The sequence below is a fragment of the Streptomyces sp. NPDC059009 genome, assembly GCF_042740175.1.
Classification (GTDB): Bacteria; Actinomycetota; Actinomycetes; order Streptomycetales; family Streptomycetaceae; genus Streptomyces.
This window is the reverse complement of the sequence record NZ_JBHYJB010000058.1, coordinates 1-20,871: the sequence shown is the minus strand read 5'-3', so window position 1 is coordinate 20,871 and position 20,871 is coordinate 1. Positions and strand designations below refer to the sequence as shown.

16 protein-coding genes are annotated in these 20,871 nt (G+C 73.4%); 9 read left to right on the top strand and 7 right to left on the bottom strand.

Annotated features, from left to right (window positions below; translation table 11 throughout):
* Nucleotides 1-93 precede the first annotated feature (93 nt).
* The gene (locus ACFWYM_RS40120; RefSeq protein ID WP_384849014.1) at nt 94-1,197 is read right to left on the bottom strand and encodes a ferritin-like domain-containing protein; all 1,104 of its coding nucleotides are present in this window, start codon (nt 1,195-1,197) and stop codon (nt 94-96) included.
* 175 nt (nt 1,198-1,372) lie between these two features.
* On the opposite strand from ACFWYM_RS40120, the gene ACFWYM_RS40115 reads away from it, so the two are divergent.
* The 7 genes from ACFWYM_RS40115 (at nt 1,373) to ACFWYM_RS40085 (ending at nt 12,144) form a co-directional block, all read left to right on the top strand.
* A complete protein-coding gene (locus ACFWYM_RS40115; RefSeq protein ID WP_384849011.1) occupies nt 1,373-2,308 on the top strand; it encodes a diiron oxygenase in 936 nt (311 codons plus the stop codon).
* A gap of 103 nt (nt 2,309-2,411) precedes the next feature.
* Entirely contained in the window at nt 2,412-3,137 is a 726-nt protein-coding gene (locus ACFWYM_RS40110; protein ID WP_384849008.1) for a TetR/AcrR family transcriptional regulator, read from the top strand.
* A 56-nt stretch (nt 3,138-3,193) separates the two neighbouring features.
* The gene (locus tag ACFWYM_RS40105) at nt 3,194-3,535 is read left to right on the top strand and encodes a hypothetical protein (protein ID WP_384849005.1); all 342 of its coding nucleotides are present in this window, start codon (nt 3,194-3,196) and stop codon (nt 3,533-3,535) included.
* A gap of 589 nt (nt 3,536-4,124) precedes the next feature.
* The gene (locus ACFWYM_RS40100; RefSeq protein ID WP_384849003.1) at nt 4,125-5,354 is read left to right on the top strand and encodes an NlpC/P60 family protein; all 1,230 of its coding nucleotides are present in this window, start codon (nt 4,125-4,127) and stop codon (nt 5,352-5,354) included.
* Nucleotides 5,355-5,488: 134 nt separating this feature from the next.
* The gene (locus ACFWYM_RS40095; protein ID WP_384849000.1) at nt 5,489-7,531 is read left to right on the top strand and encodes a PQQ-binding-like beta-propeller repeat protein; all 2,043 of its coding nucleotides are present in this window, start codon (nt 5,489-5,491) and stop codon (nt 7,529-7,531) included.
* A gap of 150 nt (nt 7,532-7,681) precedes the next feature.
* Entirely contained in the window at nt 7,682-9,919 is a 2,238-nt protein-coding gene (locus ACFWYM_RS40090) for a PQQ-binding-like beta-propeller repeat protein (protein ID WP_384848997.1), read from the top strand.
* 5 nt (nt 9,920-9,924) lie between these two features.
* Nucleotides 9,925-12,144: a PQQ-binding-like beta-propeller repeat protein gene (locus ACFWYM_RS40085; RefSeq protein WP_384848994.1), complete on the top strand. Its 2,220-nt coding sequence runs from the start codon at nt 9,925-9,927 to the stop codon at nt 12,142-12,144.
* Here ACFWYM_RS40085 and ACFWYM_RS40080 read toward each other — a convergent pair.
* The 5 genes from ACFWYM_RS40080 to ACFWYM_RS40060 are packed head-to-tail and all read right to left on the bottom strand — an operon-like array spanning nt 12,128 to nt 17,914.
* Complete coding sequence (locus tag ACFWYM_RS40080; protein ID WP_384848991.1) at nt 12,128-13,378, bottom strand: styrene monooxygenase/indole monooxygenase family protein; 1,251 nt, start codon at nt 13,376-13,378, stop codon at nt 12,128-12,130. The two genes, ACFWYM_RS40085 and ACFWYM_RS40080, sit on opposite strands and share 17 nt — an antisense overlap.
* Before the next feature lie 37 nt (nt 13,379-13,415).
* On the bottom strand, nt 13,416-14,042 hold the full coding sequence (locus ACFWYM_RS40075) for an ATP/GTP-binding protein (protein ID WP_384848988.1): 627 nt from the start codon (nt 14,040-14,042) through the stop codon (nt 13,416-13,418).
* Complete coding sequence (locus ACFWYM_RS40070; RefSeq protein ID WP_384848986.1) at nt 14,023-14,454, bottom strand: DUF742 domain-containing protein; 432 nt, start codon at nt 14,452-14,454, stop codon at nt 14,023-14,025. Before ACFWYM_RS40070 ends, ACFWYM_RS40075 begins: the two co-directional genes overlap by 20 nt.
* The gene (locus ACFWYM_RS40065; protein WP_384848983.1) at nt 14,451-14,945 is read right to left on the bottom strand and encodes a roadblock/LC7 domain-containing protein; all 495 of its coding nucleotides are present in this window, start codon (nt 14,943-14,945) and stop codon (nt 14,451-14,453) included. Before ACFWYM_RS40065 ends, ACFWYM_RS40070 begins: the two co-directional genes overlap by 4 nt.
* The gene (locus ACFWYM_RS40060) at nt 14,942-17,914 is read right to left on the bottom strand and encodes a nitrate- and nitrite sensing domain-containing protein (protein WP_384849103.1); all 2,973 of its coding nucleotides are present in this window, start codon (nt 17,912-17,914) and stop codon (nt 14,942-14,944) included. Before ACFWYM_RS40060 ends, ACFWYM_RS40065 begins: the two co-directional genes overlap by 4 nt.
* Before the next feature lie 379 nt (nt 17,915-18,293).
* Between ACFWYM_RS40060 and ACFWYM_RS40055 the strand changes: the two genes are divergently transcribed.
* A complete protein-coding gene (locus tag ACFWYM_RS40055) occupies nt 18,294-19,157 on the top strand; it encodes a hypothetical protein (RefSeq protein WP_384848980.1) in 864 nt (287 codons plus the stop codon).
* Nucleotides 19,158-19,221: 64 nt separating this feature from the next.
* On the opposite strand, the gene ACFWYM_RS40050 is transcribed toward ACFWYM_RS40055, so the two are convergent.
* Nucleotides 19,222-19,731: a MarR family winged helix-turn-helix transcriptional regulator gene (locus ACFWYM_RS40050; protein WP_384848977.1), complete on the bottom strand. Its 510-nt coding sequence runs from the start codon at nt 19,729-19,731 to the stop codon at nt 19,222-19,224.
* 241 nt (nt 19,732-19,972) lie between these two features.
* Between ACFWYM_RS40050 and ACFWYM_RS40045 the strand changes: the two genes are divergently transcribed.
* A complete protein-coding gene (locus ACFWYM_RS40045) occupies nt 19,973-20,824 on the top strand; it encodes a lysozyme (protein ID WP_384848974.1) in 852 nt (283 codons plus the stop codon).
* The last annotated feature ends 47 nt before the right edge of the window (nt 20,825-20,871 follow it).

Here is a 20,871-nt window from a genome sequence, read left to right as displayed (position 1 = left end):
CGGCCTGAACGGCCTCGTCCTCAAACGCCGGACAGGCTGAGAAGGGGGCGGGGGCGGTGCTGAACGCCGCCTCGTCCTCGAGCGTCGGACGGGCTAGTCGCGCCCTGCGTCGATCGCCTCCTGCACTTCCTCCACTCGCTCCTGCTCCTCCGCCGCGAACCTCTCCGCGTCCAGCTTCTCCGCGATCTCCTCGTCCTGCTCCATGAGCTGGTCGAGGTTGGCGTTGCCCAGGTCGAAGACGCCCATGTCCACGTATGCCTCCTGGAGGCGTTTGCCCCACAGGCCGATGTCCTTGACGCAGGGGACGATGCGGGAGAAGAGCAACTGGCGGAAGAGGGCCAGGTATTCGGACTGTTCGCTGTACTCGTCCGCCTCCGCCCTGGAGATGCCGAGGTTCTCCAGGACCTCGACGCCGCGCAGGCGGTCGCGCATCAGGTAGCAGCCCTCGATGACGAACTCCTCGCGCTCGCGGAGTTCGGCGTCGGTGAGCTGCTTGTAGTAGTCGCGCAGCGCCATGCGGCCGAAGGCGACGTGGCGGGCCTCGTCCTGCATCACATACGCGAGGATCTGCTTGGGCAGGGGCTGGTCCGTGGTGTCGCGGATCATGCCGAAGGCGGCGAGCGCGAGGCCCTCGATGAGGACCTGCATGCCCAGGTACGGCATGTCCCAGCGGGAGTCGCGCAGGGTGTCGCCGAGCAGCGACTGGAGGTTGTCGTTGATCGGGTAGAGGCGGCCGACCTTCTCGTGCAGGAAGCGGCCGAAGATCTCGGCGTGCCGGGCCTCGTCCATGGTCTGGGTGGCGGAGTAGAACTTCGCGTCCAGGTTGGGGACGGATTCGACGATGCGGGCGGCGCAGACCATCGCGCCCTGCTCGCCGTGGAGGAACTGGCTGAACTGCCAGGAGGCGTAGTGGTTGCGCAGCTCGCCCTTGTCCTTGTCGGTCATCTTCGCCCAGTGGCGGGTGCCGTAGAGCGTGAGGGCCTCGTCGGGGGTGCCGAGGGGGTCGTTGGGGTCGACCTCCAGGTCCCAGTCGATGCGCTTGGCGCCGTCCCACTGCTTGTCCTTGCCCTTCTGGTAGAGGGCGAGGAGGCGGTCGCTCCCGTCGTCGTACTCCCAGCTGAAGCGGGCTGAACCGGCCGCGGGCACCGACCAGTTGGGCTCACTCGGCGGCTTCGTGTAGAGCTCATGCGTCGACATACTCCGCAGGCTCACACGCTCCTAGACGTGGGGTCAACAAGTTGTACAGGGGCGTGCACGAGGGATTGACGACGTTGCTGACAGGTAGTCTCATAAAGAGTGACCGGCGGTAACTCGCCATGTGTGCAAGCGAGTTCGAGTCCACCCAGTACGTCACGAGAGTTCAGGGGCAGTCATGACGACCATGACGGACGACGACCTGACCGCGCTGCGGGACGCGCTCGGGTTCCTCAAGGACCGTGAGCAGGTGGCCGAGCGCCTCCTCGAGTCCTCCGCCAAGCACTCCTTCGACCCGGACGAGGAGCTCGACTGGGAGGCGCCGGTCGAGGACGGCAAGTGGTTCTGGCCGCCGGAGCTCGTGTCGCTGTACGACACCCCCCTGTGGCGGCGGATGTCCGAGGAACAGCGGATGGACCTGGCCCGGCACGAGGCGGCGTCCCTTGCCTCGCTCGGCATCTGGTTCGAGATCATCCTGATGCAGCTGCTCGTCCGGCACATCTACGACAAGCCACTGACCAGCAAGCACGTGCGGTACGCGCTGACGGAGATCGCCGACGAGTGCCGGCACTCCATGATGTTCGCCCGCATGATCCACAAGGGCGGCGCCCCCACGTACCCCGTCACCTGGATCAACCACAACCTCGCCCGCGTGCTGAAGACGGTCTCGACGACGCCCGGCTCCTTCGCCTGCACGCTGCTCGGCGAGGAGATCCTGGACTGGATGCAGCGGCTGACCTTCCCGGACGAGCGCGTCCAGCCCCTCGTACGGGGCGTCACGCGCATCCATGTGGTCGAGGAGGCCCGCCATGTCCGGTACGCGCGCGAGGAGTTGCGGCGCCAGATGGTGTCGGCGCCCGCGTGGGAGCGCGAGCTGACGCGACTCAGCTGCGGGGAGGCGGCGCGCGTCTTCTCCCTCGCCTTCGTGAACCCCAAGGTCTACTCGGATGTCGGGCTCGACCGGCGCGAGGCGGTGGCGCAGGTGAAGGCGAGCAGGCATCGGCGGGAGGTCATGCAGACCGGGGCGAAGCGGCTGACGGACTTCCTCGACGACATCGGGGTGATGCGGGGGGTCGGGCGGAGGCTCTGGAGGTCTTCGGGGTTGTTGGCGTAGGGGCAGGACGGGCCAGGGCGGGGCGGGCCTCGGTGTCGGCGCAGGGGCGTCAGTAGGCCACCTCACCCCTCAGGTGCGCGAGAACACGGTTACGCTGCGGAGCATGACCTCGCCCGCTCCCACCCGCGCCTACCGGCGCCTCAGCGTCGAGGAGCGGCGGCGGCAGATCATCACCGCCGCGCTCACCCTCTTCGCGCACCGCGCCCCCGAAGAGGTCTCCCTCGACGACGTGGCGGAGGCCGCCGGGGTGTCGCGGCCGCTGGTGTACCGCTACTTCACGGGCGGCAAGCAGCAGTTGTACGAGGCCGCGCTGACCTCCGCCGCCGACGCGCTCACCGACTGCTTCGACGAGCCGCCGGAGGGGCCGCTCTCGCTGCGGCTCGCGCGGGCGCTCGACCGGTACCTGGCCTTCGTCGACGAGCACGACGCGGGGTTCAGCGCGCTGCTGCAGGGCGGCAGCGTGGTGGAGACCTCGCGGACGACGGCGATCGTGGACGGGGTGCGGCGGGCCGCGGCCGAGCACATCCTGTCCCACCTGGACGTGGCGGATCCGGGGCCCCGGCTGCGGATGACCGTCCGGATGTGGATCACGTCCGTGGAGGCGGCCTCGCTGATCTGGCTCGACGCGGAGAAGGAACCGCCGGTGGAGGAGTTGCGGGACTGGCTCGTGGAGCAGTTCATGGCGGTGCTCACGGTGACGGCCGGGCGGGATGCGCAGACCGCGGACGTCGTGCGGTCCGCGCTCGGCATGGAGACGTCCGAGGGGCCGGTCGCCGCGCTTGCGCGGCGCGTGCTGCCTGTGGTGAGTGACGCGGCGCATCTGCTGTGAGGTGTGGTGGGGGGCAGCTGTGAGGCGGGGTGGGGGTCAGCTGTGACACTGGTCGGGTGAAGAGCGAAGACACCCCGTTCGTGGGCGGGCCCCTGGACGGCCGCGTCCTTCCTGTTCTGCTCGGCCCGACGGGTCACCCGCCGAAGGTCTACCGCGTCCCGGTGCCGGACGACGCGGGCGGGCCCCCGACCGTCCTCGTGTACCGCCGGGTCCAGGCGGCCAGGAGTGGGCGGTTGGGGCTGCATCAGGGGTGGCTTTACGAGTACGACGACGGGGGCGGGGGCGGGTCCGAGGGTGGGGCCGGGGGGCTCAAGGGACTCAAGGGGCTGAAGTGGCCGTGGTCCAAGCCGGAGCGTGGGGCGGGGGCGGGCTCGGACTCGGGGGCGGGGCCGGAGTAGAGGGCGGGGCCGGAGTAGGGCCCTGTGCGGGTGTGGGGGTGGGGGTGCCGTTGTCGTGGTGACCCGAGGTAGTGGGTCGCAGCCCGGCGACGTCGGGGGCCGCCCCGTGCCCACCCGTGCCGCCCCCTGGGCGGCCCAGCTGCCCACGGGGCGGTGGGCCCGATCGCGGGGTGGCGGGCCCGACCGGCGCGAGCGGCCCAGCTGTCCAGCTGTCCACGGGACGGTGGGCCCGATCGCGGGGTGGCGGGGTGGGCGGGCTGACCAGCACGGGTGGGGTGGGTGGCCACGGGGTGGGCGGGCTGACCGGCACGGGTGGGGTGGGTGGCCACGGGGTGGGCGGGCTGACCGGCACTAGCTGGGTGGCGGGTTGCGGCGTGAGTGGACCAGGCGGCTGCAGGGTGGTGGGGGCGGGGGCAGTTGGGCGCGGGGTGGGGGTGTGGCAAGTGTGGCGCGCCGGGGTGGGGGGGATGAGCCCTGGACGAGTGATGGTGTTGCGCCGAGCGATCCGTGTCCGCGAGCGGGGGGCCCGGGGGCGGCTGATGCTCGCGGTGCGGGGCGGAGGGGCCGCTCCCGCACCGGAGGTGATGAGGTGTCAGGCAAGCTGCTGCAGCGGGTTTGTACGGCCGCCGTCGCGGGGGTGCTGCTCGCGGCCGCGCCCCCGTCTCTGTCTCCGTTTCCCTTTCCGTCTCCGGCTTATGCCGCCCCCGTCCCTGCGCCCGGACCGGGCGTCGGCGGCGCCGCCGGGCGTTCCGTGGCCGAGTTGCTGACGGACCTTCAGGGGCTGTACCAGAAGGCCGAGGAGGCGTCCGAGGCGTACAACACCACGGCGGACAAGCTGAAGAAGCAGCGGGCCGAGGTGAGGAAGCTCGGTGGGGAGCTCAGCAAGGCGCGGACGTCCGTGCGGGACAGCAAAGGGGCCGCGGGACGGTTCGCGCGAGAGCAGTATCAGGGGGGCATCGCGGGTGAGTACCCCCCGTATCTGCGGCTGCTCCTCGCTCGCGACCCCCAGCAGGCCCTCGACCAGGGGCACGTCCTCGGGCGGGTCGCGGCCGAGCGCGCGGCGGCGGTGGAGCGGCTCGTCGGGGGCGAGCGGAAGGCGGCCGGGCTCGCGGGCGCGGCGCAGCAGGCCCTCACCTCTCAACTCGCCCTGGCGGAGCGGGAGAAGAAGGATCGGGACACGGTCAAGAAGCAGCTGAACGATGTCGAGGAGTTGTTGGCCGCGTTGAGCGAGGACCAGCTCGCGCAGTTGCGGCAGGCCGAGGACGCCGGGACGGCGGACGCGCAGCGGAAGTTCCTCGCGTCGGGCGCGCTGAGCGGCAGCGCGGGTGCGGCGGCGGCCGGGGCGCCGTCGCGGGCGCCGTCGCGCGAGGGCGACCGGGCCCTCGCGTACGCGGTGCGGCAGATCGGCAAACCGTACGAGTGGGGCGCGCAGGGCCCGAAGAGGTACGACTGCTCCGGTCTCACCTCGCAGGCGTGGGGGCACGCGGGGCGGGACATCCCCCGGACCAGCCAGGAGCAGTGGGCGCAGCTCCCCCGCGTGCCGCTGAGCGAGCTGCGCCCCGGCGACCTGGTCATCTACTTCCCCAAGGCCACGCACGTGGCGCTGTACCTGGGCGACGGCATGGTGGTGCAGGCACCCCGGCTCGGCGCCCGCGTGAAGGTCTCACCGATCGCGGCGAACCCGCTGCTCGGGGCCGTCCGGCCGGATCCGGGGGCGGGCGCCATGGGTGGCTACCGGCCGCCCCGGCTGCCTCGGGGGGCGATGTCCGGGTCGGATCTGGGATACGGGGAGGTGGGTCCGCCCCCGGCGGCGCGGTAGATCACGAGCGGCGCGCGACTCGGCCACCCGCGCCGCACCCGCCGTTGTGGGCTGCCCGGCGCGGGCGGGTCCGGGGTCCCCGCGCCTCACGGGCCCATGGCCCCCACGTCCACCACCCCCTACCATCGGCGGCCGTGACCCAACTGATCAGGGAGCTGCGGCCGGGCGACCCCGTCGCGCTCGGTCCGTGGCGCCTCCTGGGTGTGCTCGGCGAGGGCGGCATGGGGAGCGTCTATCTGGGGCGGAGCGGGCGGCGGGTGGCCGCCGTCAAGACGCTGCGGACCCAGTTCCTCGACGATCCGCACTTCCTGGCCCGGTTCCGGCGGGAGCGGCAGGCCGCGGGGGCCGTGCGCAGCCCGTATGTCCCGCGCGTCCTCGGGGCCGACTTGACCGCGAGTGGCGGTCAAGTCCCGTGGATCGCGACCGAGTTCGCCGCCGGGCCGACCCTGGAGCGGTGCGTCGACGAGCGCGGGCCGCTGCCCGCCGACTCCGTACGCGCCCTCGGCGGCCTGCTCGCCGCCGCGCTCGCCGCGCTGCACCAGGCCGGGGTCGTGCACCGGGACCTCAAGCCGTCGAACGTCCTGCTCACCGTCGCCGGGCCCCGCCTCGTCGACTTCGGCATCGCCCGCATGCCCGCCGCGACCGCCGTGACGGTGACCGGGCAGCGCCCCGGTTCCGCCGGGTACATGTCGCCCGAGCAGGTGCTGGGGCGTGAACTCGGGCCGCCCAGCGATGTGTTCACGCTGGCCTCGGTGCTGGTGTACGCGAGCACGGGGCACCACGCCTTCGGAGGCGACGGCGGGCCGGCCCTCGCCGATTACGGCATCGTCCACGAGGAGCCGGATCTGTCGCCGCTGCCAGGGGTGTTCGCCGGCGAGCTGCGCCCTTGTCTGGCCAAGGACCCGGGCATCCGCCCGACGGCCGGGGAGCTGGCAGCACTGTGGGAGGTCCGCGGTTCGCACCGGGCGAACGCGTGGCTGCCCGAGGACGTCCTGCGGGACGTACGTGAATGGGGGCGCCACGCCGGGGAGTTGACCGGTGCGTGGCCGTCGGGGCCGTGGTCCCGGCGCCGGGTGCTCGGCGCGGCGGGCGGTGCCGCGCTGCTCGCCGGGCTCGGGGGTGCGGGGTGGCGGTGGCTCGACGGAAGCGGCGGGGGTGACGGTCCGGGCGGTGAGGTCCCGTTGTGGGACGGTGCGCCCGGTGAGCGGCCCGAGCCGCTGTGGAGCGCGGACGGCCTCGCCCCCGGGATGCCGTTCGGCCCCGCACGCGCCGGTGAGGTGTTGCTGGTCGCGGACAGGGGGCGGGTGGTCGCTCTCGATCCGCGCACGGGTGACCGGCTCTGGCGGCACGAGGGAGCCCGGGCGCCGGCGCCGGTCGCTCCGTGGCCGGCGCTGATCGGGCGGGACGGGGTGCTGCGTGGCTTCGACTCCCGTACGGGAGAGGTGAGTTGGCGGGGCCCTGATGGACTCGCGCGGCTGCTCGCCGTGGCGGAGGGCGAGGGCGGGGGCACGGTGTACGCGGCGGATTCCGGCGGGCATGTCGTCGCAGTCCGGCGGGGTGCGGAGCGGCCGCTGTGGCGGTCCGAGGAGCCCCTCGCCGAGGAGGGGGGCGCGGTGGCCGTCGCGGGCGGCGGGCGGCTGCTCGTCACCGCCGAGGACGGGACCTTGCACGCTCTCGACTCCGGTTCGGGAGAGCGGAGTTGGACGGTGAAGGGTGTTCCGCGCGGCTCGCGGGCCGCCCTCGGCGGCGGGTTCGCGGTCGTCGGCGGCACGAAGCTGCGCGGCCTCGGCCTGGACCGCGGCACGGAGCGGTGGCGGGCTCGACCCAACGGGGACGCGGGGCAGTTCGGGGCACCCGTGGTCCACGCGGGTCTGGTGTATGCCGCCGACGGGGGCGTGATCCGCTCCCTGCGGCTCGACGGCGGCGCCGACGTCCGGGAGATCAGCGGACCAGACGGGACCTACGCGGTGACGCAGCCGGTCGTGGCGACCCACGGCCTGTACGTCCCGCTGACGAACGGCGCCGACGGGGTCGCCGCGCTGCCGCTGACCGGCGACTCGGAGCGCTACCGTTTCGCGCCCGTGACCCAGGGAGACGAGGCGTGGGCCGTGGTCGCGGCCGGTGGGGTGGTGGCGGTGCAGAACGGGGGGCGCCTGTACGCGCTGCCCAGGTTCTGAGCCTTCACTTCCGTCCTCTGCTCCCTCCCGATACTCCCTCGTGTACGGAACCGATCGCTCCCGCCCTCTCGTCCTCCCCGTCGCGCCATACCGTTCCGCTGAGCCCGGTGGGACGATAACTACCCTATGGGGAACGGAGGTTGGGCATTGGTGGCGGCACCGACCGGCGGCCTGGAGGAGCTACGGGACGCTGATCCCGCGCGCATCGGGGCGTACTCGCTGCTCGCGCGGCTGCGGGAGGGCGCGTCCGCCGTGGAGTATCTGGGCCGGGACCGCGACGGCGACACCCTGTCCGTACGCGCGCCCCGGCCGGACCTCACCGGCTCCCCCGCCCTCCTGCGGGCCTTCCGGTCCGAGGGCGAACTCGCCGCGCGGGCGGCCGGGCCCTGGGTCGCCCCGGTGCGGGAGGCGGCCAAGGGCCGCCTCGTCACGGCGTACCGCCCTGCTCTCACCCTCGCCGCCGCCGTCGACCGGCACGGCCCGCTCCCGGAGCACACCGTACGGCTCCTCGGCGCGGCCCTCGCCGAGGTCCTTGGGCGGCTGCGGCCACTCGTCCCCGTCCACCAGGGGCTCGCCCCGCACACGGTGCTGCTGGCCGCCGACGGGCCGTTGCTCGCGGGGTTCGGGCCGCTGGCCGCCGCGACCTCCGTGGACATGGACACGGCCGGTACGGGGCTTCGGCTCACCCTCGGGTTCCTCACCCCCGAGCAGGTCGCGCGGCGCGCGCCCGGGCCCGCGTCGGATGTCTTCGTCCTCGGGCTGCTCCTGGTGTACGCGGCGACCGGGGGCAGCCCCTTCGGCCCCTCCGCCTCGGCCGCCCCGGATGCGATCGCCACCGCTGAGCCCGACCTGGGCGGCGTACCGGAGCGACTGCGTCCGCTGCTCGCACGCTGCCTCGACAAGGATCCGGCGCGGCGCCCCGAGCCGGAGGTGATCGCGGCGGGGCTCGCGCCCGGCGGGGTCGCCGGGCTTGCGCGGGAGGGGTGGCTGCCGGGGGCGCTGGTGGCGGATCTCGCCCGACAGGCCGCCGTTGTCATGGCGCGGGAGACGCCCGGGGAGGGGCAGGCGCCGACCGCCCTGGCCGCCCCGGACCCGACGGCCACCCTGGTCGGCCCGGACCCGGCGAAGACGGCAGTCGACGGCGAGCGGCAACCGGCTCCGACGGCGAGGAGGGTGCCCCTCGTGTCGCGGCGCACCCTCCTCGCCGCCGGAGCGGGGATGGCGGCGGGTGCGGCCGGTGCCGTGCCGCTCGCGCGCGGTTTCGGCGGCGAGCGCGCGCCCGCGAAGGCCGTCGCGGCCGCCACGCGCCCGGCGCGACAGGTGGCCGGTACGGCGCCGACCGCACTGTGGCACTACAAGGCGGTCGAGCCGACGACCAACGGCGTCCCGCTCGTATGGCGCGACGAGGTGCTGGTCATCCCCAACGTCGGCAACACCGTCGGGGTCGACGTGCGCACCGGAAAGGTGCGCTGGACCAAGCCGTTCAGCTGCGACGCCGGGCCGGTGGCCGTGGGGGACGACCTCCTGCTCGCACCGACCCTCCGCGGCCTCGTCCGCTTCTCCGCCAGGACCGGCACGGTGCGCGACACCACCCAGACCTACGGCGTCGGCGCGTTCGTCGCCCAGGAGGCCGGGCGCCTGTGGTTCACGCACTCGGGCAAGAAGGGCGGCCAGTACCTCGTCTGCTACGACTACGCGGAGGGCGACGAGGTGTGGCGCACCGAGCTGCCGAAGGACTACCCGGGCGACGTGCGGGTGGCCGTGGGCGAGAAGTCCGTCTATGTACAGCGCTTCACGGACCCGACGGGCATGGACGCCAAGGGGAAGGCACGGTTCTTCGCGGTCGACCGGGAGAGCGGCGACGAGCGGTGGGAGAGGTCATACGGCAAGGTCCGGGCCAAGGACTACGCATGGGTGACCCCCCAGGGCGTGCTCTGCGCCGACGAGGACGCGAAGCTCAAGGGCTACGACCTGGAGAGCGGCAAGCACCTGTGGACGTACAAGAACGAGCTCGGCAGCACCACCACGGCGCCGCGCGCGCTCCTGGCCCGGGGCGACTCGCTGTACTTCGCCGACAGGAGCAGAGTCGTGGCATGCGCCAACGCCCGTGACGGAAAACGCCGTTGGGTGTCCGGTCCGCCGGACCACGAGAGAGTCACCAACGACTACACGGCCGTGGCGGCCGGCCCGTCGGGCACCCCGCTGTACCACCTCGGCTGGGGAGCGGTCCGGGCCATCGACCCCGAGGACGGCAGGAGCCTGTGGGTCTTCCAGGCAGTGAGCGAAGCGGAGGACCTCACACTCGGCTGGCAGGTGTTCAGCGGCACGAAGACCGCCGTGTTCGCGCGGGACGGCAGCAAGCACTACTACGCCCTGCCGGTCGGGTGAGCACCGTGCCCGACACCGTTCAGGACCCCTCCCCGCTCCAGCCCCTCCACCCCGGCGACCCCGACTCCATCGGCGGCTTCACGCTCCTCGGGCGGCTCGGCGAGGGCGGCATGGGCGCGGTGTACCTGGCCCGGTCCGAGCGTGGACGCGTGGTCGCGCTGAAGGCGGTGCGTGCACACCTCGCGCGCGAGCCCGAGTTCCGGGTGCGGTTCCGCCTGGAGGCGGAGGCCGCGCGCACGATCGGGGGGCGGCACGGGGCGACGGTCGTGGCCGCCGACACCCAGGGGACCGTGCCCTGGCTGGCCACCGAGTACGTGCTCGGGCCCTCGCTCGCCGAGGCCGTCGAGCGGTACGGGCCGCTGCCCGAGCCCGCCGTACGGGCCCTCGGCGCCCGGCTCGCCCGCGCGCTCGCCGACATCCACGGCTCGGGGCTCGTGCACCGTGACCTCAAGCCGTCGAATGTGCTGATCACGGCCACCGGCCCCAGAGTCATCGACTTCGGCATCGCCCGTGCCCTGGGAGCGGGACGCCTCACCCGTACCGGCCAGGTCCTGGGCACGCCCGCCTTCATGTCGCCCGAGCAGGCGATGGGCCGCGCGCATGAGCCGCCGGGCGACGTGTTCGCCCTCGCCGCCGTCCTGGTCTTCGCGGCGGCCGGGCACGGGCCGTTCGGCGGCGCCGGGAACGCGGAGATCCTGCATCGCGTACGCCATGCGGAGCCGGAGCTGACCGGGGTTCCGGATGCGCTGCTCCCGGCCCTGAGCCGCTGCCTGGCCAAGGAGCCGGACGCGCGGCCGCCGGCCGGCTCGCTCACCGGTGAACTCGGCGGACAACTCGGCGGCGCCGACGGCGACTTCGCCGCGCTGCTGCCCGGCCCGCTCCTCGCCGACCTGGGCCGCCGCGTCGCCGGAATGTGGGAGCTGCGCCCGTCCCGGCGCCCCGGGGGCGAGCCCACCACCGGCGCCCCGCCCGACGGGGGACCCGCACGGCGCCGGCTGCTGCTCGCCGGAGCGGGCGGGGTGCTCGCGCTCGGGGCGGCCGGAGCGGTGTGGGCGGCGTCCGAATCCGGCAACGGCCGTTCGGGCGGCGCGCGTTCGGGCCCCTCGCCCCGGGCATCCGGACTCGCGCCCGAGCCGCTGTGGTCGTACGACGCGAAGGCCGAGGCCACCCTCGCCGGGATCAGGGGCGGCGTGCTCGTCGTCCAGGTCGGCGACGAGAACGACAAGCGGTCGGTCGTCGGACTCGACGCCAGGACCGGCAAGGTGGTCTGGAAGCAGCCGAAGTACGTCACCTTCGAGGAGACGGGAAACGGACACCTCGTCCGTGACCCGAAGATCGTGGGGATCGAGGAGCCGCTGTTCCGTCTCGACGCCGGGACCGGTGAACTCTCCCGATTTCCGGGGCAGTTGCGGAGCCCCCGGCTGGATGACATCGGCGTCGTGGCCGCCACCTCCGACACGGTGTACCTCCAGGGCCGATCCGGCCGGCTGTCCGCCGTCGCCGCGTACGCGACGGACAGCGGCGAGCGGCTCTGGCTCCACCGAACCGGTGACTCCGACGAGCTGGGGACCGGAGCGGTGGCGGGCGGGCTGCTGCTCCTCACCACCCCGAGGGATGTGGTGGCGGTGGGCCGCGACGACGGCCGGGGACGCTGGCGGGTCCGGGCCGCCACCAAGGACGCACCTGTGCTCGAAGCGGTGTACCCCGAAGCCGTCGCGGACGGCCGCGTCCACATCGGCGGCTCCGAGGTCCGTACGCTCGACCTCGCCACCGGGACGATCCGCTGGCGCTTCGGCGCCGACCGCCTGCCCTACCCCGACGGCCAGCCCCACTACGGGCCCCCGGCCGTCCGGGGCGACACCGTCTACACGGTCGGGCTCGCCGTCCGCAGCGACCGGAACCCGCGCGCGAACGGGCACGACCTGCTCGCCCTGCGCGCGTCCGACGGCAAGCTCCTGTGGACGTATCACGTCGACGGCGCCCTCACGCAGGACTCCCCGCCGCGCTTCGATGGCGGCAGGCTGTACCTGAGCACGGGCACCGTCCCCCAGCCCCTGCTCGCCGTCGGCCTCAAGGCCCGCCGCCCGCCCTGGACCTACCGCAGCGGCCTCGAGGACGACGGCCGCATGGCGGTCGGCGAGGGCTGGAGCCGCTCCGCCGTGCGCATCGCCGACGACAGACTCCACCTCTCCGTCGGCACCCGCGTCCTCACACTCCCCCTGTGACCCCCGCCGCGACCTCCGCCAGGTACGCCTCGGCCTTCTCCGGCTCGTAGAAGTAGTTCTCGAAGTCGGCCGGGTCGTTGAAGCCGTTGGCGAATCGATGCGCCACGGGCGGGAGTTGACCTGCCGCGCCCAGCAGGTTCAGGACGTGCTCCGGCGGGGCGCCCAGCATCGCGTTGGTCCACTTCGTGACGTGCTGCGCCGTGTTCCAGTAGCGGTCGAACGCCGACTGCATCCACGCCTCGTCGAACTCGCGGTCCCCGTGCTCCACGATCGACGCGAGGTACGAAGCCGCGCACTTGGAGGCCGAGTTGGAGCCCTGGCCGGTGATCGGGTCGTTGGCGACGACCACGTCGGCCACGCCGAGGACCAGGCCGCCGCCGGGCAGCCGGCCGATCGGCCCCCGCACCGTCGGGGCGTAGCGGCCCGCCAATGTGCCGCCCGCGTCGGTGAGTTCGACGTTCGTGGCGCGCGCGTACTCCCAGGGCAGGAACTTCTCCAGGAGTTCGAGCGTCAGCGCCAGGTGCTCGGAGGGGTCCTTCACGCCCTGGAAGACGTCCAGGGGGCCGCCGGGAATGCCCTCCCAGAAGAGGATGTCAGCGCGGCCCGACGTGGTCAGGGTCGGCATGACGAAGAGCTCGCCGACGCCGGGGACCAGGTTGCAGCGGACCGCGTCGAACTCGGGGTGCTCGGGGCGCGGGCCCAGGCCGTGGACGTAGGCGACGGCGAGGGCGCGCTGCGGGGCGTCGTACGGGGAGCGGGCCGCGTCGCGCTCGAACATCGAGACCAGTTCGCCCTTGCCCGCCGAGACCAGGACGAGGTCGTAGGTGCGGGAGAAGTAGTCGAGGTCGGAGACCGCCGCGCCGTGGATGACCAGCTGGCCGCCGCGCTGGGCGAACGTCTCCATCCAGCCCGCCATCTTCACGCGCTGGTCGACCGACTGCGCATAGCCGTCCAGCTTGCCGACCCAGTCGATGACGCGAGCCGACTCGGGCCCCGCCACGGAGACGCCGACGCCCTCGATCCTCGGGGCCTGGGACTCCCAGAAGTTGAGCTTCAGGTCGCGCTCGTGCTGGAGCGCGGTGTGGAACATGCACTGCGTGGACATGACCCGGCCCGACCGGATCTCGTCCGCCGTGCGGTTGGACATCAGGGTGACCTCGTACCCCTGCGCCTGGAGTCCGAGGGCGATCTGGAGCCCGGACTGGCCGGCTCCGACGACGAGTATCTTGCGCATGGGAAACCTTGAACCTTCTGACGGACGGAGGCGGGTCTTACTCGGGGGTCGCTTCGAGGGCGTGCCCGACCAGGGCGAGGAGCGACTCGATCACCGGGATGCGCCGGCGGGCGTCCATGATGAGGACCGGTATCGAGTGCGGGATCGTCAGGGCCTCGCGGACGTCCTCCGCCGCGAACTCCTTGGTGCCGTCGAAGTGGTTGACCGCCACGACGTACGGGAGGCCGCAGCTCTCGAAGTAGTCGAGGGCCGGGAAGCAGTCGGACAGGCGGCGGGTGTCGGCGAGGACCACCGCGCCGATCGCGCCGCGCACCAGGTCGTCCCACATGAACCAGAAGCGCTGCTGGCCCGGGGTGCCGAAGAGGTAGAGGACCAGGTCGTCGTCGAGCGTGATGCGGCCGAAGTCCATGGCGACCGTCGTGGTCGTCTTGTCGGGGGTCGGGGTGAGGTCGTCGGTGTCCTCGCTCGCCCGGGTCATCAGCGCCTCCGTCTGGAGGGGCGTGATCTCGGAGACGGTGGTCACCAGCGTCGTCTTGCCGACGCCGAAGCCGCCCGCGACGACGATCTTCGTGGCTATGGGGGCGCGGGTGGTGTCGGTCTGCCAGGCCCGCAACTCGCCCGCGTCCTCGATGAGTTCGATGGCCTCAGAGGCGGCGGAGTCCACTCAGCACCCTTTCCAGCAGCGCGCGCTCGGGGCGTCCGGGGCCGTGGCCCGTGCCGTACACGCGGATCTTTCCCTGGTCGGCGAGGTCGCTGAGCAGCACGCGGACCACACCGAGTGGCATCTTCAGGAGCGCGGCGATCTCGGCCACGGTGCGCATGCGGCGGCAGAGTTCGACGATGGCGCGCATCTCCGGCATGCCCCGTCCCGCACCCGTGCCGCCGCCCTGACCCTGCGTCAGTTCGCGTCGCTCCTCCGGCGCTTCGAGCGCCGCCACAAACGTTTCCACCAGCAGGACGTGGCCGAAGCGGGTGCGGCCGCCGGTGAGGGAGTACGGCCGGACCCGGGCGGGCTTCCGGTCGCCGCCGCGCACCGGGAGCTTGGAGGTGTTCGCCGATGCGCCCAGCGTGCTCATCGGGGGCTCTCCATCGACTGGCGCAGCTCGCTGCGGAGTTCGGGGGTGAGCACATGTCCGGCGCGGCCGACGAAGAGCGCCATGTGGTACGCGACGACGCTCATGTCGCAGTCCGGCGTCGCGTGCACACCGAGCAGGGAGCCGTCGCTGATCGACATGACGAAGAGGCTGCCCTCCTCCATGGCGACGACCGTCTGTTTGACTCCGCCGCCCTCCATGAGCTGGGCGGCGCCGAGGGTGAGGGAGCCGAGCCCGGACACGATGGTGGCCAGGTCGGCGCTGGATCCCTTGGGGCCCTCGGGCTGTGCCAGGGGGCGCCGGTCGATGTTCTGGCCGGGGTCGGACGAGAGCAGCAGCAGCCCGTCGGACGAGACCACCGCGACCGACAGCAGACCTGGCACCTCCTCGACGAGGTTCGTCAACAGCCAGTGCAGGTTGCGGGCTTCGCTGCTCAGTCCGGTACTGAGTCCGGTGCGCGTGGGCGCAGTCAACTGCTTGCCTCCTCGACTGTGTCCCCCATGACGTCTGCGGCTTCTGCGGTGGTTTTGTTACTGCTGGTGCCTTCGGTACGTTCCGTGCGTCCCGTCGTCTCCGCCGGTTCGCCGGCGATCTCGGCCTCGGCGTCGCGGCGGCCGCTCTTCGCGCCCTGGTGGAAGCCGCCGAGACGGCGGCGCAGCGCCTCCGCGTCCACCGATCCGGTCCGGGGCTTCGGCGGGGCGGCGGGCGCGGGCGCGGCCGCCTTGGGGGTGCGCTTGGGCAGGCCCTTGTCGGTGACGCGCTCCCACTTGGGGGCCCTGGCGGACTCGTCGGCGGGGGCCGCGGGGTCCGGGTCGGGCTCACGCTCGTGCACGGGCTCCGCGGCCGCGGGCTCCGGTGTCAGGGGTTCCCGTATCCCGTGCTCCGGTGTCGGCTCGGGCGGCTGGGGCACCTGGGGCGGGATGAGCTCCATGGTGGTCTCGGCCGAAGGCACGGGCTCGGGCTCGGGCTCAGGTGCGGGTGCGGGTGTGGGTGTGGGTGCGGGTGTGGGTGCGAGCACGGGCTCGGGCTCGGGTTCCGGCTCGGGCGCGCGCTCCGGCTGCTCCCCCAGCGACCACTCCGCCGCCGCGATCAGCGGGTCCGGCTGTGCGGACGAACGGCTGGGCAGGACATTGGAGTTGGCCTCGGCGTCCGCGCCCGGCAGATGCACCAGCGGCACTCCCCCGCCCAGCGACGCGCCGCCGCCCAGGGGCGGGACGACCGCCGACGGGGCGTCGGCCAGGATGTCCGTGGGCAGCACCACGACCGCCGCGACACCGCCCGGCTTCTGCTCGCGCAGCCGCACCCGCACCCCGTGCCGGGCCGCGAGCCGGGCCACCACGTACAGGCCGAGTCCGAGTCCGGCCTCCTCGTCGGCGTGCTGCTCGTACGCGGCGTCCGGGTTGAAGTCCGCGAGGCGGGCGTTCAGTTCGCGCATCCGCTCGGTGGTGACGCCGATGCCCTCGTCGCGCACGGAGAGCATCACCTCGCCGCCCTCCAGGAGCCAGCCGGAGACCTCGACGGAGAGGTCCGGGGGCGAGAACGACGTGGCGTTCTCCAGGAGTTCGGCGAGCAGGTGGCTGACGGCGTCCGCGACGAAGCCCGCGACGTGGGCGTGCGGCGGCAGCGCGGCGATGCGCACCCGCTCGTACCGCTCGATCTCGCTGACCGCGGCCCGCACGACGTCGACGAGCGGCACCGGGCCGGGGTGCTGGTGGCCGTGCTCGGCCCCGGCGAGGACGAGGAGGTTCTCGCTGTGGCGGCGCATGACCGTGGCGAGGTGGTCGAGCTTGAAGAGCGTGGCGAGCCGGTCGGGGTCCTGCTCGCGGTCCTCCAGGCCCTCGATGACGGCGAGCTGCCGCTCGACCAGGCCGAGGGTGCGCAGGGCGAGGTTGACGAACGTGCCGTGGATGGACCGCTTGACCTGCTCCAAGTGGGCGGCCGCGGCGGCGAGTTCGGCGCGCAGCTCCTCGCGCTCGTCGGCCATGGACTGGCCCCGGCCGACCAGGTGCTTGCGGTCGGACTCCAGGGTGGTGAGGCGCTCGGTCAACGCGGCGGCGCGCTCGTTCAGGATGTTGACGGAGCGGACGACCTGGGCGAACTCGTCGTCGCGGCCGGTGAAGCGGATCGGCTCCGCGGGCGGCGCACCGGCGGCCCGCTCGGCGGTGGCGAGGCGCGCGGAGCCGAGGCGCAGCACGGCGAGCGGCCGGGTCAGCGTCCGGGCGGTGGCCATGGCGACGCCGACGGCGGCCAGCAGGCAGCCGCCGACGAGGGCGACGCGCAGCTCCAGGGCGGTGACGTCGTCGTCGCGCAGCCGCTCCAGGTCCTTGGTGCGCCGGTCGGCGAGCGAGGACTCGGCGCCGCGCATCGTGTCGACGCGGGCCGAGAGCGCGGCGTCGACCTTGGCGCGGTCGTAGCGCTGCTCGGCGGCGGAGAGCGTGGGCTGGTCGGTGAGCCGGGCCAGGTACTTGTCGGCGGTGTCGACCTCGGAGCCGGTCACGGTCGACTCGTAGGTGGTGCGGGCGTCGTCGGGGGCGGCGTCCAGGAAGTCCGCGAGGGCGGCCTGTTCGCGCACCCGGGCCTGCTGGGCGGCGGCGCTGAGGCCGTCGCGGCGCTTGGCGTCGGCGGCGGACCCCCCGGCGGCGCGGGGCAGGCCGGTGACCGGGTCGAGGGTCGTGGCCGTGCCGGTGGAGCGGGGCACGGCGAGGGCGGCGAGCAGCAGTCCGCGGGTGGCGGCGGCCTGCTCGACGGCGTGGTCGAGGTCGGCGAGGGCGAGGCCGCCGGGGCCCGCCTCGGGCGGCAGCTTCTCGGCCAGCTCGCGGGTGAGCCCGTGCAGTTCCCCGATGGCCTTCGAGTACGCGACGTGGGCGGCGAGCGCGCTGGCCCGGCCGGTGACCGCCGATCTCCGTACGGCGGCGATGTCCGCGAGGTCGCGGCGCAGCTCGGCGGGGAGCTCCCCGGCGCGCAGCTCCTCGATCTGCCGGTCCACGCGGGCGCTGCGGCTGTCGGCGGGGCGCTTGCTCTTGGGGCGCCCGGCGGCGATGTAGGAGGTGACGTCGTCGCGCTCGTCGGCGAGGGCGTGGCTGAGCGAGACGGCCTGCTGGGTGCGCTCGCCGAGGGTCACCAGGTCCTGTGCGTCGCTCAGCCTGTCGGAGGCGGCGACGACGGCGGGGGCTCCCGCTCCGGCGACGGCGGCGGCCACCACGGCGACGGCGACGATCAGGCGGGAGCGGACGCGCTTGGTGGGCGGGGCGGGGCGGGTGGCGGCAGCGGGGGCGGCGGGGGCGGTGGCCGTCGGGTCCGGGGCTTGCGGGGCTTCTTCGGGTCCGGGGGCTCTGTCGTCGCCGTCGGCCGCGTCGGCGTCGTCGGGGGTGTGGCCGGAGGTGGTGGTCGCGCCCGGCGTGGCCGTGGTGGTGGCCTGCTTGCCTTTGCGCCGAGGCCGCATTTTCTGCACCGGTGCTCACATTCTTGACTCGTCTGCCCTTGGGCCCGGGTGACGATCCGTCAACACGAGCGACGCTCCCCGGTACGGGTCCTGACCCTTCCAGTGCCGGTGAACGGCGGTCGCGCATCGCCTGCCTGGCCACCCGAAGGAGTGAACATCGGCCGGGAGTTGGCGGGCAAGTCCCGTCCCGGACCGCACGGGCCTGCGGCGGGGCGCCGGTTGGACGTCTCCGGCGGGCTTTGGCAAGATGCGCCGCCACACCCCGCCGGAAGCGATCATTCCAGCCAAAACCCGGCGGTTGCGCCGCCGCTGCGGGCCGATCTCCCGTATCGATTCGGCTTCTTGTGGGTGCTGTGAAGGGGTCGTGCAGACTGGCTGGATGCGCATCGAACTCGCCACTCGACCCGGTGACCCCGCCCGCCCCAATGAGGACTACGCGTCAGTAGCCCTGCCCGCGTCCGGTCGGGGCGGTGCGCTCGTCCTTCTCGACGGCGTGACGCCCCCGCGCGGGGACGACGGCTGTCTGCATTCCGTTCACTGGTTCACGGCCCGGCTCGGCGGCGCACTGGGTGAACTGTCCGTTTCACGGCGGGATATGGCGCTGCCGGAGATCCTCTCGGCCGCGATCGAGCGCACAGCGGACGCCCATCGTCAAACCTGTGACCTTTCTCACCCGCGCACGCCGCAGGCCACGGTGGTCCTCGTCCGGTGGGACGAGGAGCAGGTCGAGCACCTGGTCCTTTCGGACTCGGCGCTGCTGCTCGCGCGGCCCGGGGGCGCGGTGGATGCCGTCCTGGACCACCGTCTCGCGCAGCTGCCGCCCGCGGTCCGGGCGCGGCGGGACGCGGTGCGGGCACTGCCGCGGGGGTCGGCCGAACGGGAGGCCGCGGGGCGGGAGTACGCGGCGGCGGTCGAAGCCCTGCGGAACGCGGAGGGCGGCTTCTTCACCGCGGCGGCGGACCCTTCCGTGGCCGGGCTCGCCGTGACCGGGTCGGACGACCGGGACGCGGTCACCGGCCTGGTGGCGCTCACCGACGGGGTGGGGCGCTGGGTGGAGACCTTCCGTGAGGGCGGGTGGGAGGACCTCTTCGCCCTCGTACGGAAGGAGGGGCCCGAGCGGGTCGTGGAGCGGGTCCGGGAGCTGGAGTCGGGCGACCCTCTGTGCGCCCGGTTCCCCCGGGGCAAGGTTCACGATGACGCGGCGCTGGTCCACGTGGAGCTCTTCAGCCCGTCCGGCGTTTGAGGACGAGGCCGTTCAGGCCGGCAGGGGGTCCGGGGGCGAAGCCCCCGGGACAGCGCCCCACCCGCTACGTCGCCTCCGCACTCGCGTTCAGCTGCCGCAGCAGCCGCGCCAGTTCCGCCACCTCCCGCCGGTCCCACCCGGCGAGTTGGCGCACGTAGCGTTCGCGGCGGCCCGCTCGTACCGTGCGGACGCGGTCGCGGCCGTCCGGGGTGAGCCGGACCAGCCAGGCGCGGCCGTCCGCCGGGTCCGGCTCGCGGGCGAGGAGGCCCAGCTCCTCCAGGGCGCGCAGTTGGCGGCTCATCGTCGCCTTGCCGACGCCGATGTACGCCGCGAGGTCGGTCGCCCGCTGCGGCCCGGCCTCGTCCAGGCGCACCAGCAGGCCGTACGCGGCGGGTTCGAGGTCCGGGTGGACCTCGCGCGCCATCTCGCCGGACGAGGCCCGGGCGCGGCGCAGAAATACCGTCAACTCCCGTTCGAGCGCCAGGAATTCGTGGTCTACGCCACTCTCGGGACTCCCCGGCCGCCCGCCCGGGGCACTCTCTCGGTCCACACCCTCGTGCACGTCAGCACCCATCCCGCACTTTCCCGATCCTGAAAGTTTCCGCCATTCTCGGCCATCGCCGCAGCTCCGCCAGTATTTCGCAGGCGTAGACCAACGGCAGCCCCCTGGACCTCTTCCCACGCACGGGTCTACGTGCGTAGCGTCATGGGTGACATGTTCACACCATTACTAGGTGACATGTCGACCCGGCCCGACAGTTGGTCCCCCCACCGAGCTCCGCCCGAGCTCCACCGAGGCCCTTCGGAGGCACGCAATGCCCGTGCACAGACCCGGTACCGCCCGCAGATCCCCCGGCTCCCGCCGGACGGCGATCCTGTTCGCCGTCGTGTCAGCCCTGTCCGCGCTGGCTCTCCTCTTCACCCTGCCCGGGGCGGCCGCCGCCCAGTCCGACGACGTGCCGCCGCGCGGCTCGGCCCACATGGGCATGGGCGTCGCCGAGCACGACGGCCAGGGCCCTGCCCCGAGCGACGGGAACGCCGCGAGCGTCGAGGGTGTCGACGTCAGCAGCCACCAGGGCAACGTCGCCTGGCAGACCCTCTGGAACAGCGGGGTGCGGTGGGCCTACGTCAAGGCCACGGAGTCCACCTCCTACACGAACCCGTACTTCGCCCAGCAGTACAACGGCTCCTACAACGTAGGCATGATCCGCGGCGCGTACCACTTCGCCACCCCCGACACCACGAGCGGCGCCACCCAGGCCAACTACTTCGTGGACCACGGCGGCGGCTGGTCCAAGGACGGCAAGACCCTGCCGGGCGCGCTCGACATCGAGTGGAACCCGTACGGGGCGGCCTGCTTCGGCAAGTCGGCGAGCGGCATGGTCAGCTGGATCCGGGACTTCCTCAACCAGTACAAGGCGCGCACCGGGCGGGACGCCGTGATCTACACGGCCACGAGCTGGTGGAAGCAGTGCACCGGCAACTACGGCGGCTTCGCCGCCAACAACCCGCTGTGGATCGCCCGCTACAACACGAGCCCCGGCGAACTGCCCGCGGGCTGGGGCTTCCACACGATCTGGCAGTACACGTCGACGGGCCCCACGGTCGGTGACCACAACAAGTTCAACGGGGCGTACGACCGCCTGCAGGCGCTCGCCAACGGTTAGGCACGCTCGGACGCGCGAAGGCCCGGACCCCGTACGGGGTCCGGGCC

Bases quoted from the DNA above. Each gene is read 5' to 3' on its own strand.
- ACFWYM_RS40120 (WP_384849014.1), bottom strand. From the start codon at position 1,197: ATGTCGACGCATGAGCTCTACACGAAGCCGCCGAGTGAGCCCAACTGG.
- ACFWYM_RS40115 (WP_384849011.1), top strand. From the start codon at position 1,373: ATGACGACCATGACGGACGACGACCTGACCGCGCTGCGGGACGCGCTC.
- ACFWYM_RS40110 (WP_384849008.1), top strand. From the start codon at position 2,412: ATGACCTCGCCCGCTCCCACCCGCGCCTACCGGCGCCTCAGCGTCGAG.
- ACFWYM_RS40080 (WP_384848991.1), bottom strand. From the start codon at position 13,378: ATGCGCAAGATACTCGTCGTCGGAGCCGGCCAGTCCGGGCTCCAGATC.
- ACFWYM_RS40070 (WP_384848986.1), bottom strand. From the start codon at position 14,454: ATGAGCACGCTGGGCGCATCGGCGAACACCTCCAAGCTCCCGGTGCGC.
- ACFWYM_RS40060 (WP_384849103.1), bottom strand. From the start codon at position 17,914: ATGCGGCCTCGGCGCAAAGGCAAGCAGGCCACCACCACGGCCACGCCG.
- ACFWYM_RS40055 (WP_384848980.1), top strand. From the start codon at position 18,294: ATGCGCATCGAACTCGCCACTCGACCCGGTGACCCCGCCCGCCCCAAT.
- ACFWYM_RS40050 (WP_384848977.1), bottom strand. From the start codon at position 19,731: ATGGGTGCTGACGTGCACGAGGGTGTGGACCGAGAGAGTGCCCCGGGC.
- ACFWYM_RS40045 (WP_384848974.1), top strand. From the start codon at position 19,973: ATGCCCGTGCACAGACCCGGTACCGCCCGCAGATCCCCCGGCTCCCGC.